9 protein-coding genes are annotated in these 13,128 nt (G+C 67.5%); 6 read left to right on the plus strand and 3 right to left on the minus strand.

The features are described 5' to 3' along the window. Window positions 1–105: 105 nt before the first annotated feature. Window positions 106–1,206 carry a dual specificity protein phosphatase family protein gene (locus tag CW348_RS05120; protein ID WP_011292049.1) on the plus strand — a complete coding sequence of 367 codons (1,101 nt, stop codon included), beginning with the start codon at window positions 106–108 and terminating at the stop codon, window positions 1,204–1,206. A 178-nt stretch (window positions 1,207–1,384) separates the two neighbouring features. On the opposite strand, the gene CW348_RS05125 is transcribed toward CW348_RS05120, so the two are convergent. Next, the gene (locus tag CW348_RS05125) at window positions 1,385–2,386 is read right to left on the minus strand and encodes an NAD-dependent epimerase/dehydratase family protein (RefSeq protein WP_011292048.1); all 1,002 of its coding nucleotides are present in this window, start codon (window positions 2,384–2,386) and stop codon (window positions 1,385–1,387) included. 390 nt (window positions 2,387–2,776) lie between these two features. Here CW348_RS05125 and CW348_RS05130 point away from each other — a divergent pair, with 390 nt between their 5' ends. Then, on the plus strand, window positions 2,777–4,195 hold the full coding sequence (locus CW348_RS05130; RefSeq protein WP_227480873.1) for a polysaccharide deacetylase family protein: 1,419 nt from the start codon (window positions 2,777–2,779) through the stop codon (window positions 4,193–4,195). Window positions 4,196–4,480: 285 nt separating this feature from the next. Here CW348_RS05130 and CW348_RS05135 read toward each other — a convergent pair whose 3' ends face one another. After that, entirely contained in the window at window positions 4,481–5,494 is a 1,014-nt protein-coding gene (locus tag CW348_RS05135) for a LacI family DNA-binding transcriptional regulator (RefSeq protein WP_104612933.1), read from the minus strand. A gap of 295 nt (window positions 5,495–5,789) precedes the next feature. Between CW348_RS05135 and CW348_RS05140 the strand changes: the two genes are divergently transcribed. From CW348_RS05140 to CW348_RS05155, 4 genes are read left to right on the plus strand one after another with little or no spacing between them, the layout of a single operon-like run. Then, entirely contained in the window at window positions 5,790–7,094 is a 1,305-nt protein-coding gene (locus tag CW348_RS05140) for an ABC transporter substrate-binding protein (RefSeq protein WP_011292045.1), read from the plus strand. Continuing rightward, complete coding sequence (locus CW348_RS05145; protein ID WP_016188731.1) at window positions 7,091–7,981, plus strand: carbohydrate ABC transporter permease; 891 nt, start codon at window positions 7,091–7,093, stop codon at window positions 7,979–7,981. Before CW348_RS05140 ends, CW348_RS05145 begins: the two co-directional genes overlap by 4 nt. A gap of 2 nt (window positions 7,982–7,983) precedes the next feature. After that, the gene (locus tag CW348_RS05150; RefSeq protein WP_011292043.1) at window positions 7,984–8,898 is read left to right on the plus strand and encodes a carbohydrate ABC transporter permease; all 915 of its coding nucleotides are present in this window, start codon (window positions 7,984–7,986) and stop codon (window positions 8,896–8,898) included. A gap of 56 nt (window positions 8,899–8,954) precedes the next feature. After that, window positions 8,955–10,607, plus strand: a complete 1,653-nt coding sequence (locus CW348_RS05155; protein ID WP_104612932.1) for a glycoside hydrolase family 43 protein — start codon at window positions 8,955–8,957, stop codon at window positions 10,605–10,607. Window positions 10,608–10,955: 348 nt separating this feature from the next. Here CW348_RS05155 and CW348_RS05160 read toward each other — a convergent pair whose 3' ends face one another. Further along, window positions 10,956–12,947 (minus strand): beta-galactosidase, encoded by a 1,992-nt coding sequence (locus tag CW348_RS05160; RefSeq protein WP_104612931.1) that lies wholly within the window; start codon window positions 12,945–12,947, stop codon window positions 10,956–10,958. Between the last annotated feature and the right edge of the window lie 181 nt (window positions 12,948–13,128).

Below are 13,128 nucleotides of genomic sequence, written 5' to 3' on the forward strand. Positions count from 1 at the left end.
TACCTCTTCTCCCCGCGCCGAGCTTCCGCAAAGAGCACCGGCCAGCACGGAAGAGAAAAACGGTGCGGCACACTACGGATACTCGGGGGGTGAGCACGTACGGCCGTGTGGGACGAATGGCACGTGGTCTGGGACCGGGCCGCCGGAGCAATGGTCGGCGGGGCAGCAGCCCGCCTGCTGCTGGGGGAAGACCCCCAGCCAGCCGAGGAATACCTGGCAGGAATCGGCGGCCAGGCCAGGGAAGCGATCCGGGACCTCACCGCCGGGCCTCGCGAACTGCCCGGCACTCCTCTTGCCCGCCACTGGGCCGCAGCAGTGCAACGCGGAGTAGTCGACGGCATCCTCCCCGACCCTGTCTTCCCGGACAGCGCACACCCGGCAGCCGTGGGCTGGCGGGCGGCAGCAGAAACTCCGACACCGCCTTTGGACCTCGCACGCGGCCTCTTCCCCTGCACTCAGCTCACCGCCGCAGTCCAGCGGGCCTACACCCAAGGCGGGCTCGCCGCCGCCCAGTACGCGGGCGTACTCGCCGGCGCCCGCTGGGGAGTCTCCGCTATCCCGCTGTCCGTGCAGCGGGAACTCGCCGCAGCCACACCGCAGCGCGTCCTCGTCACCGCCGCGCTCGTCGCCGCCCGCGGCCCGGACCCCGCAGCCTGGCCGCAACGCGACACCCAAGTGGTGCCCGGTCTTGACCGGGAACACCGCCAACCCTTCGCGATCCCTCACCCTCACGACCCGGGGGTCGTGCTGTGCACCATGGAATACGTCCGTGACAGCACTGACGCGGACGCAGTAGTGTCGCTGTGCCGGATGGGCACTCGCGACCACCCACCGCATCTGCCACGCCGCGACATCGTGGAAGTGTGGCTGCACGACCTACCCGGAGCCAACCCCAACCTGCATTTCGTGCTGGACGAAGCAGCCCGTATGGTCGCGCAGCTGCGCGACGAGAACAAGCGGGTGCTGCTGCACTGCGCGGCATGCCAGTCGCGGACCCCGGCCGTGGCCGCCCGCTACGCTTCCGCATACCGCGGAGCAGACGTGGTGGCAGCGCTACGGGAGATCATCACGACTGTGGCAGGACACCTCAACAACCCGGAACTGAGCCGCGCTGCCGCAGAACTGGCGGGAGTGGAACTCCCCGACCCGGCCGCTGTGCTCTTCCCCGAGGGGCTGCCGACACTCACCCGCGCCCCGCGAATCTGAGCGGGCACTCCCGAAAACAGTGCTGCCCGCGAACACAGGCCCCGCAGTAGACCGACAACCGCGCCCGGCACAGCAACCTGGCACTCGGGCCCAGCGACACCGGAAAGCCGTGGACCGCACCCGGTTCCCTGGAGCGTGCCCGAACCCGCAACCGCCCCCCGCGGGAAACCTGCGGACCTTAGACCGTCACGTCGCCGTCCAGCAGCGGAAACAAGGACGCGGGCGTGGAATAGTCGGCGATCATCTCCGTGATGATCGTGTCCACGTCGACAGTGGCCCGCCAGTCAATCAACGCTGCAGCCAACGTCGTATCCGGGGTGCGGTGGCGGGTCAGATCGTAGTGCGGCCCGCGGGCCACGCGATGGTCAATGCTCACAATCGGACTGGTCGAACCGGTGAGATCCCGGACCCGTACCGCCAGATCCCGGATGCTCACCGGCCGGGTCGCACCAATGTTGACGGCACGCCCGTACGCCAAAGGCTGTTCGATGAGGGCGAGGAGCGCCGCCACCACCTCGCGCACCGAGCAGAAGCAGCGCGTCTGCGACCCGTCCCCGTGCACGGTGAGCGGACGCCCGTGCAAGGCCTGCTCCACGAAAGTGGGCACCACATGTCCCTGATCAGCGCTCTGTCGCGGCCCCGTCACGTCGAACAGGCGGACGATCACCGCGGGCATCCCATACTCCCGGGCATAGCGGGTGACCAAGTACTCGCCCAGCCCTTTACTCGCCGCGGTACACCAGCGCCCTTCCTGGGCCGAGCCCAAGAGACGGTCGTCGTTCTCCCGGAGCGCCTCCCCGTCGCAGCGGCCGTACACCTCGCCTCCCGAAGCGAACAGGAAACGGCACCCCTGTTCCAAAGCGGCAGCCAAGACCCGCTCCGTGCCCGTGATGTTGACGTGGATGGCACGCACCGGGTCGACCCCCACCACCCGGGCGCCTACGAGCGCAGCCAGGTGGAAGACCGTGTCCCGGCCGGCCATCGCGGTGCGCAGCGCCCGATCGTCGAGCACCGACCCGTGAATAAACCGCATCCGGGGGTCCCGCAGTGCGGAGACCAGGTTGGTGCGTGACCCAGTCGACAGATCGTCGAGGACTACCACGTCGTGGCCGTGGGTAAGCAGGAAGTCAACCAGGTGGGAACCGATAAATCCGGCTCCTCCGGTCACTAGAGCCCGCATAACGATCACCCACCGAGGCGTATTCGCCGCCACCACTGTCAATGCTCATATAACTACACAGAGCGATAGTTGCAGAGAGGCAGGCAGGTGTGTCCCGACCATTGGTGGAAGACGCACCCAGGTGACACGATCTGTCTCCCCCCACCAACAGTTACCGCCAGAATGGTTGTGTCCAGCCATGGAAAAACCCAAGTCTGTCACTGGACCGCGCGTTTATTTCCCCTGTGGTTCGGTGGTGGGACATAACGTACAGTCAACGGTGTCAACGGCGCCGAACCGATCCCTGATCCCGGATCGTCTCAACTCCCGCATGCCCTTCTTCGTCGGTTAGGTCGGGTCGCAGTGGTGTGGAAAACCTGGAAAAGGCAACTGGTCAGCTGGTGCGCGGTCATGGCGGTCACAGCGCCGCTCACTGCTTGTACGTCGTGGGAAGAACTCGGCGCCCTCAAAGGAGGACGCGAAAGACTCGCTGACGGCTTGCACACGATCGAACCCACGTGGATCGACGGATTGACCGTTGCCGAACACTCCGTGTCCGTCGACGGTACGACGATCACCAGCAAATATCCGGTGGTTCCAGGAGCCACCGACTTCACCGTCGACATCCGCACCACGATGGCCGAGCGGGAGACCGAATTCATCACCCAAGGGGGCGGCGGGGAATTGACCCAGCACGCCGAGTTCCTCGTCGCCTCGAACGGAGTGCTGGGTGCCCGGGTGATCTCCCAGTACGAAGACCGGGTCGACGCCTCCACCCACTGGTACGACGTGGCCTCCGGAGAGGCACTGCCGTGGACTGCGCTCCTCAACGGAGACCAAGCGGTCGACCAGCTCGCCGCCCGGGTCGCGCTAGCGCTGCACAAGGACCACGATGTGGCCGTTGACGCCATGCCCGACGGGCTGCCCACCCCGCAAGACGAACTGCCGGACGCGGAAGACACCGAGCCCGCGCTGGTCGACCCCGAAGCAGTGTGGAAGAGCGCGGAAAAGCACGAAGACTCGCCGCTCGCAGACCTCGGCTTCGACGCTGCGGGGGATCTCGTGGTGAGCTTCAGCCCTGGCGAAGTCGCCGACAACGAGGTCCAGGTGACCGTGGCCGACAGTGAACCGCTGCTGTCCCGGTTCGGGCGCAGCGCCCGGCAAGCCGTCCGGGACGGGGAGGAGAGCCTGGAGCTGCCCTCGAACACCGTCCCCACCTACACCATCGACTGCGACCGGGTGCCGTGCGTGGCTTTGACGTTCGACGACGGGCCAGGAGCGGACACCCCGCTCCTGCTGAAGCACTTGGAGGCCTACTCGGCGAAGGCCACCTTCTACGTGCTGGGCCAGCTCACCGAAGGCGACCCGGACACGGTACGGGCCGCGATGGAAGCCGGGCACGAGATCGCCAACCACTCCTGGAAGCACGACAACCTCGCCACCAAGAGCGGGAACGCCGTGCAGGACGACATTGAGAAGACGTGGAAGGCGATCGAGGAGGCGACCGGGGTGACGCGGACCACGGTCCGCCCGCCCTACGGTTCGTACAACGAAACCACCCAGGCCAGCATCGACTACCCGCTGATCCTGTGGGACGTCGACACCCTGGACTGGCAGCACCGGGACACCGAGAAGACCATCGAAGCGGCCGTGTCCGGCACCCGGCCCGGCAGCATCGTGCTCTTCCACGACATCCACCGGCCCACGGTGGACGCCATCCCCGAAGTGCTCAGCCAGCTGCACGCCAAGGGGTACCACTTTGTGACGGTCACCGAGCTCTTCGGTGGTCGGACTCTCGAACCCGGCGTGGCTTACACTCGGCGCGACTGACCGCCACAGCGCCTGCCAGAAAACCCACTGGACAGGCAGAGGGGGCGACAGCTCGAGCTGTCGCCCCCTCACCCGCACGGGGTAGACACGTTCGTCCGACCCGCATCGCAGTGGGGGAAAGCTGTGGAGCGAGCCACCCAGCCGCCCGCACCGCAGGCCCGGTCAGCAGCGGGTTCGCTCAAGCCAAAGGGCACCGCGCCGCGGCGCTGCACCGGCGGGCAAGGCGGTTGCGGGCGTACCCCCGTGGACGTCCGCATGTGAGCGCTTTCCCGGCGGCATGTTTTATTAACTGGGCGGGGGACCGGTGCTCGCGCGTTTCACCAGTTCGGTAGCGAGTTCCACGCGGCGAGGGTGAGGCTTTTCCCCGGCGACCATGCGCAGCAGGGTGCGGGCCGCCATCTGTCCCATCTCACTGAGCGGCTGACGCACCGTGGTCAGCGGCGGCGCCGCCCAGGCAGCTTCGGGAAGGTCGTCGAAACCGACCACACTCACATCCTGCGGGACCCGCAGGCCGCGTTCGAACAGGGCCTCGTAGGCACCCCGGGCCATCATATCGGACCCGGCGAAGATCGCCGTGGGCGGTTCAGGGAGCTCCATCAACCGGTGGGTCTCCGCGTGCCCGCCGGGGATCGTGAAGTCGCCGTAGCCGATGTACTCGTCGGGTACGGTCAACCCTGCCGCGTCAAGCGCACTGCGGTATCCGTCCACCCGGGCCCGGCTGCACAACATGTGTGTGGGCCCGCTGATGGTGGCGATACGCGTGTGGCCCAGTTCGATGAGATGCTGGGTGGCGGCCAGGCCACCAGCCCAGTTCGTAGTGCCCACCGCGGGGACCTCGTGGGAAAGGTCACCGACCGGGTCGACCACGGCCACGGGAACTCCCAGCGCTTTCAACTGGGACCGCTGCTCAGGCGACAGTTCCGACAGCACCAGCACGACGCCGTCGGTTCCCCGGGCGCGCACATTGTCCAGCCAACGGCGCCCCGAACGGTCGTTGTCGTTGCGCACCGCGGAAACCACTACGCCAACACCGTGCTCGTGGGCAGCCTGCTCCACCCCGGCCAGGATCTGCATCGCCCAGGAGTTATCCAGGTCGTGGAAGACCAGGTCGATAAGACCCACGGCTTGGCGGCCAGGTGAGCGGCGCGGCCGGTACTGGTGCTGCTCCAGAAGTTGCTCAATGTGGCGTCGGGTTTCGGCCGCCACATCGAGATGGCCGTTGACCACCTTGGAGACGGTCGAAACCGAGACACCGGCCTGACGGGCCACCTCGGCCAGGGTGGGGCGTCGTCTGGACACGGGCCTCCTCAGGGCAGTGGAACGCGGTTACCCCACCATCCTAGACCGAAAGGTTTCGACAAATCTTTCGGGGTGGAGTGTGGAGCTTTGTCCTTCTCTGTAGCAGATCGTACTCGTCTGAGCTGGGGGCTCTCTCAGGGATGTGAGTGCTGTTACCTGAATGAGACGTCTGGGGGGTTGACGGAGATTTTCGACACACCTAGCGTCTTTATCCCGAAAACTCTCGAAAAATTTCGGAGTTCGGCTGCTGTCGTCGAAATCCCCCTGAAACTAACCCGAGGACGGTGTCCCGTTCATGAGACGCATAACCCGGACCCACATGCTCGGCAGCGCCCTGGCGGCGCTCGCGCTCGGCCTCACGACCGCGTGCGGGACCTCCGGACCCGGCGCTGATAGCGACAAGGCCGGAGTCGAAGTGTGGATGGTCGAGGACGCCTCGGTCAACGAGGTCGTGCAGAGCGCCATCGACACCTACAGCAAGAACGCCGGAATCGACGGCGAGCTCGTCACCTACGTCAACGACGCTTACAAGCAGCGCATCCAGGTGGCGCTCGGCTCGCCCGAGTCTCCCGACGTCTTCTTCAACTGGGGTGGTGGAAACCTCGCCCAGTACGTCAAGGCCAACCAGGTGGTTGACCTGACCGAGGCGATGGAGGCCAACCCCGAGTTCCGCGACGCCTTCCTGCCCAGCGTCCTGGACGTGGCCAAGATCGACGGCAGCTACTACGGCGTTCCGATGCAGGGCGTGCTGCCGGTGGTGCTCTTCTACAACAAGAAGGTCTTCAAGGAAGTCGGCGTCGAACCGCCCACCACCTACAGCGAGCTGCTCGACCTGGTCGACACCTTCAAGAAGGAAGGCATCACCCCCATCGTCCTGCCCGGTGCCCAGGCGTGGACCGAGCTGATGTGGCTGGAGTACCTCACGGACCGCATCGGCGGTGCCGAAGTGTTCCAGGCCATCGCCGAAGGCAAGGAAGGCGCCTGGAAGGACCCGGCCATCATCAAGGCCCTCGAAATGTGCCAGGACCTGGTGGAGCGCGGCGCCTTCGGTGACAACTTCTCCTCCCTCACCTCCGACAACGGCAGCGCCTCCACCGTGCTCGCCAGCGGCAAGGGTGCCATGTACCTGATGGGTACCTGGGAGATCTCCAACCAGCAGGAGCACAACCCCGACTTCCTGGCCGACGGAAACCTCGGCTTCATCGCCTTCCCCGCCCTGGAAGACGGCAAGGGTGACCCCGCCGCGATCGTCGGCAACCCCAGCAACTACTTCTCCGTGAACTCGGACAGCGACAACGTGGACGAGGCGATTGACTTCCTCGTCGAGACCATGGCCTCCGACGCCTACGTCGAGGACCTCATCGAGATCGGCCACGTGCCCGCGGTCGCCGGCATCGAAGACAAGCTCGCCGAGACCGAGCACTCCGAGTTCACCACCTTCACCTACCAGCTCGTCGCCGAGGCGCCCAGCTTCACCCAGTCCTGGGACCAGGCGATCCCGCCGGCGGCGGCCGAGACGATGCTGACCAACCTGCAGTTGGTCTTCCTGGGTGACATGACTCCTGAAGAGTTCGCTGAGGCCATGGAGGCCACCCAGTGACCTCGGCTACCACCCGAGTGCAGCGGCCCGGAGCCCTCTGGGCCGCTCCCGCCCTTATCTTCTTCGGGATCTTCGGACTTGCCCCGATCGTCATCGTGGCGGGGCTCAGCTTCACCACGTGGGACGGGCTCGGCAACCCCGAGTGGGCCGGACTGCACAACTGGCGGACGCTGCCGTCCGACAAACTCGTCGGCTCCGGCCTGATGATCACGCTGACCCTGACCGTCCTGACCTGGGCCACCCAGACCCCGCTCGCCCTGGCGTTCGGGGCGTGGGCAGCCGGCCCTCAGCGCATCCGCGCCGTGGTCAGCACCATCTTCTTCCTCCCGCTGCTGCTGTCCACCGCTGCGATCGCGCTGATCTGGCAGGCCCTGCTGGACCCCACCTTCGGGCTCCCCGCCCAATGGTCGGAACTGACCGGACTGAGCGCCAACGTGCTGGGCGACCCCGACCTGGCGCTGTGGGCGATCGTGTTCGTCCTCCTCTGGCAGTTCCTCCCCTTCCACATGCTGCTCTACCAGGCGGCCGCCAAGCAGATCCCCGCGTCGCTGTATGAGGCAGCCGAAATCGACGGAGCCAGCCCGCTGCAGCGCTTCTGGCGCATCACCGTGCCGCAACTGCGGCACACCATCATCGCCTCCTCAGTGCTCATGATCGTCGGGTCCATGACCTACTTCGAGACCGTGCTGCTGCTGACTGGAGGCGGTCCCGGCACAGCCACCCGCATCCTGCCGCTGCACATGTACCTCAAGGGCTTCTCCGCCTTCGAAATGGGCTACGCCAGCGCCATCGCGGTCCTGCTGGTCGCGGTCGGTACCGGATTGTCGCTGCTGGTGGTGCGGGTCAGCGGCTACTCGCAGATGACCAGCGAGCGAGAAGGAGTCTGACGATGTCGACCATCACCGCCCGCCCCGCGGGAGAGCAGGCAGAATCGGTCACGCCTGCCCGCTCCGCCAAGCGCTCTGCGGCGCGCGCCGGCAGCAGGAGAGTGAGCCGTCCCGCCTACGGTGCCGGCATCGGCGCGGCCATCTGGCTGGTCCTCGTCGTGGTCCCGCTGTACTTCCTCATCGCTACGAGCCTGCGCGGCTCCGGCGACTACCTCAGCGCTGGACCACTGTCGATCCCCGAAGAGATCACGCTCGACGCCTACCGGCGCGCCTTCGAGGTGGGGTTCCTTAAATTCCTCACCAACAGCCTCATCGTGGCGTTCGGCGCGATCATCCTGGTCCTCGCTGTGGCCCTGCCTGCCGCTTTCGCCATCGTGCGCAGCAAGAGCCGCGTGGTCCGCATCGGGTTCACCCTGTTCCTGCTGGGACTCGCCGTCCCCGCCCAGGCAGTGATCATCCCGATCTACCTGCTCATCACCCGGCTGCACCTCTACGACTCGCTCACCGCGGTCATCCTGCCGACCGCCGCGTTCGCGCTGCCCGTGTCCATCGTCGTCCTCACCAGCTCGCTGCGGGATGTCCCCAGTTCGCTGTACGAGGCCATGTCCCTGGACGGTGCAAGCAACTTCCAGATCTTCTGGAACCTGGTGTTGCCCCTGTCCCGCTCCGGGGTGGTCACCGTGACGATCTTCGTGGGTCTCAACGCCTGGAACAACTTCCTGTTCCCCCTCGTGCTGACCCAGAGCATGGACACCCGAGTACTCCCCCTGGGCCTGTGGGAGTTCCAGACCCAGTACGGCACCGACGTCCCCGGCCTCATGGCGGCCGTGGTGCTGTCGGCGCTCCCCGTGCTGGCCCTCTACCTGTTCGGTCGAAGACAACTGCTCAGTGGTCTGGCCGCCGGCATCGGCAAATAAGCCACCACTGACCCTCGCGTCTGCCGGAGACTCCGGCCCGAGCCAGAAAGGCAGTCATGACGTCTCCCCAAGTCACGTCCTCCCCGTCTCGTGAGGAACCGAGGGCGGGCACGATTCGCAACCCGGTACTCACCGGCTTCTACCCCGACCCTTCCATCCTGCGAGTGGGCGGCGACTACTACATGGCGACCTCCACATTCGAGTGGTATCCCGGAGTGACCCTGCACCATTCCCGGGACTTGGTGCACTGGCGCCCCCTGGGCGGTGCACTCACCGAGACTCGACTGCTGGACCTGGCTGGACGGCGGGACGGCGCAGGGGTGTGGGCACCCGCCCTGTCCTACCGGGACGGACTGTTCTTCCTCGTCTTCACGAACGTCGCAAGCTACAGCGGCAACTTCTGGGACGCGCCCAACTACGTCACCACCGCTCCCGACATCACCGGCCCCTGGTCCGACCCGGTGCCGCTCCACTCCCTCGGCTTCGACCCGTCGCTGTTCCACGACGACGACGGACGGAGCTGGCTGCTCAGCACCTCCATGGACTGGCGGCCGGGACGGGACGCGTTCGGTGGCATCGTCGCCCAAGAGTTCTCGGTGCGCGACATGAAACTCGTCGGTGAACCGGTGATCATCTTCACCGGCACCGAAGCCGGCGTGACCGAGGCGCCCCACATCTACAAGCGCGACGGCTGGTACTACCTGGTCACCGCCGAAGGCGGCACCCAGTGGGAGCACCAGGTCACCGTGGCCCGCTCCCGCTCGGTCACCGGACCCTACGAAGTCGACCCGGCCGGGCCAGCCCTCACCTCGCGGCACGTTCCCGAAGCGCCGCTGCAGAAGGCCGGGCACGCGAGCATGGTCGAAACCCAGCACGGCGAATGGTATTTCGCGCACCTGACCGGACGCCCGATGCCGCCCAGCGGCCGGTGCGTCCTCGGTCGGGAGACCGCGTTGCAGAAGATCGAATGGTCTTCAGACGGGTGGCCCCGCGTCCGCAACGCGGAACCGCTGCTGGAAGTGCCGGGACCGCGCGGCCTGGCCCCGCACCCGTGGCCGCAGCCGTCGGAGACCGACCACTTCGACGACCCCACGCCGCGGCCCGAGTGGAGCACGCTGCGCCGGCCCTTCGACTCCTCCTGGGTCTCCCTCACCGAACGGCCCGGCTACCTGCGGATCCGCGGCGGGCAGTCGCCTGCTGGCCTGCACGAGCCCAGCCTGGTGGCACGCCGACTGCAGCACCGCGCCTGCATCTTCGAAGCCTGCCTGGAGTTCAAGCCGGAAGACTTCCGGCAGATGGCAGGCATCACCGCCTACTACAACACCCGCCAATGGCACTACCTGCGGATCAACCGCGACGACCAGGGCGGCGTGTTCGCGGGCGTGCTCACCAGCGACCGCGGCATCATCCGCGAAGTGGGACGGCGGATCAGCGTCACCGGCTGGCCGAAGGTCTTCCTGCGCGCCGAAATCGACCGGAACGACCTGCGCTTCGCCGTCTCCTCCGACGGCAGCACGTGGGCTGACATGGGGGTGCGTCTGGACATGAGCATCCTGTCCGACGAGTACGCCGAGGAACGGTTCGGCAACGACCCCATCATGTGGGGTTTCACGGGGGCGTTCCTCGGCCTGTGGGCCCACGACATGACCGGGGCAGGGCTCCCTGCCGACTTCGACTTCTGCACCTACCGGCCTCAGTCCCCCTCCTGAGGCCGGGGGCCGGCACGCCACTCGTGGCGTGCCGGGCCGGACCGTCCGTGGTCCCTCCCACACCCCCGGTCCCCCTCCCGGGAACGGGAGAGCGTCGGCCGTGGCTCGCCGCGGCCGACGCGGCCCACGGACGGCAACCCGGACCAGCCCTCACTGTGCTCCCCGCCAAGAAACCCCGGCTTCCCTCCCGGCCGGGGCACGAAGGTGAGGGTCGGCGCGGTTTCCTCCTCCCGGCCGCGCCGACCCCTCGCCGCACTGGTGTGAGGGCAGTCCTCCACCCCTCGCATGGCCTTCATCCTCCCAAGGCCATACGAGAAAGCCGCGTCGGCCGCGGCCTTCCCCTCCGGGTCACGGCCGACGCGGCCCCCGCAGCACCGCCACTCCTCCCGCGGGGACGACCAGCGCCGCTCCAGAAACCCCGGAGAGCACCTCGCGGCTCTCCACAGCCAGCCCCAGGTCGGCGCCTGTCACCGGGCCGTTGCCGTGGTTGAGCACGAACACCCACTGCTCGTCCCGGGAATCCCGGTGTACCACTTCCACCGCGGGGGGAGTAGCGGTGCCCCCGGACAGGCCGGCGCGGGACAGGACCTTCCCCAACCCAGCGTCCTCCAGATCGCAGGAGACGTACCACGCCTGTCCCGCGCCGCGCCTCACCCGCGTGACCGCGGCACGCCCCGCGAACGGGCCGTCCGCATAGCGTGCTACCACCTTAGCGTCGGCCACGTCGAGCTCTTCACTCCACCGGCGCGCCCGCCCCCAGTATTCACCGTCCTCCCCGCACACCGTGACCGCGTCGACCGCCGGATCGAGCGGATAGTGCTGCAGAGCACGCACTCCCAGCAGGTCGCGGAGCGCCCCCGGGTAGCCTCCAGGCCACACCCGCGCATGCTCGTCTGCGGTCCCACTGCCGTAGGTGACCACGAGAATGCCGCCTTGCTCCGCATAGTCGGCGAGGAAACGCGCAGTCGCCGCGGAGGTCAAGTACAGCAGCGGCACGACGAGCAGGGGAAGATCCGGCATAGGGGAGTGGGGGGAGACGAACGCGACCGTGCGTCCCTGCCGCCACAGCACCCGGTGCACTTGCCGGACTGCGGCGAGATAGTCCAGGTCGGGGGAGGGGAGTGACGGCGACTGCAGCGCCCACCAGGACTCGGGATCCCACACCACGGCCGCGTCCTCCACAACCCGGGTGTCCTGGACTTCCGCAAGGCGGCCCAACAGTGCTCCCAGCTCACACACTTCCGCAAAGACGGGGGAGTCCGCGCCGGTGTGCGGCAACATCGCGGGATGCCACTGTTCGGCTCCGCCCACGGAGGCCCGCCATTGGAAGAACATCGCCCCCCGGGAGCCGCGGGCCACGTGGCTCAGACTGTGCCGGATGATCTCTCCGGGAGCTTTGGGCCGCACCCGAGCCCCGAGATAGCCGGTGGCCTGCTCCATGAGCAGCCACGGCCGGCCCCCTCCCCAGGAGCGGGCCAGGTCAGCGGCGAACGCGTGCTGGTGGGCCGCAGCCTCCCCGGTGGCGTCCGGGTAGACGTCAACCGCTACGAGATCCAGGTCGGCAGCCCACCGCCACGGGTCGACCGGAACCCAGGAGCCGAACGCGAAGTTGGTGGTGACGGGGACATCCGGGTTGGCGGCCCGCAGGATGTCGCGCTGGGCGCAGTAGTGGCCGCGCATGGCGTCGGAGAGGAAACGGCGGAAGTCCAACAGGTGTGCCGGGTTGGGCAGGTACTGGGTGGCGCGCGGCGGGTGGATCTGCTCCCAGTCCGAATAGCGCTGCCCCCAAAACGCCGTGGTCCACGCGTCGTTGAGCGTGGCCAGGCTGCCGTAGCGGCCGCGCAGCCAGGTGCGGAAGGCGCGGGCAGCGTGCTCCCCGTAGGTGTGGGTGCCGTACTCGTTGTGCACATGCCACAGCGCCAGCGCGGGGTGGTGGGCATAGCGTTCCGCGAGCGCCCGGGTGATGCGTAAAGACGCCTCCCGGTAGGCGGGGGCGCACACGTCGTAGGTGTCGCGGCTGCCGTGGGTCAGCCGCACCCCGTCGGCAGTCACCGGCAGAGCGTCGGGGTGGGCGAGGGTGAACCACGGGGGCGGGGACGCGGTCGGGGTGGCGAGGCAGGCACTGATCCCGTTGGCGTGCAGCAGGTCCAGGACCTGGTCCAGCCAGTCGAAGGTGTAGCGGTCTTCTTCGGGTTCCAGCAGGCTCCAGGAGAACACGCCGACCGTGGCCAGGGTGACTCCGGCCTGCCGCATGAGCCGCATGTCCTCGTCCCAGACCGGTTCCGGCCACTGGTCAGGGTTGTAGTCGCCGCCGAACCACAGAGACGCTGGACTCGGCATACCACCCCTCCTTATTTTGGCTAGTAAACAAACTAATACGGTACTGTGCCCACCCCACACCAGGGAGTAACCCCATGACCTACTCCACCCCGACGCAGGGCACCGCCACCCGCCTCCCCGCCGCCTCCTGGGAAGAAGCCCTCATCACCGGCAACGGCCGCCAAGGCGTCCTCGCCCACAG

The organism is Thermobifida sp. (genome assembly GCF_017577275.1).
In the GTDB taxonomy this organism is placed as follows: Bacteria; Actinomycetota; Actinomycetes; order Streptosporangiales; family Streptosporangiaceae; genus Thermobifida; species Thermobifida fusca.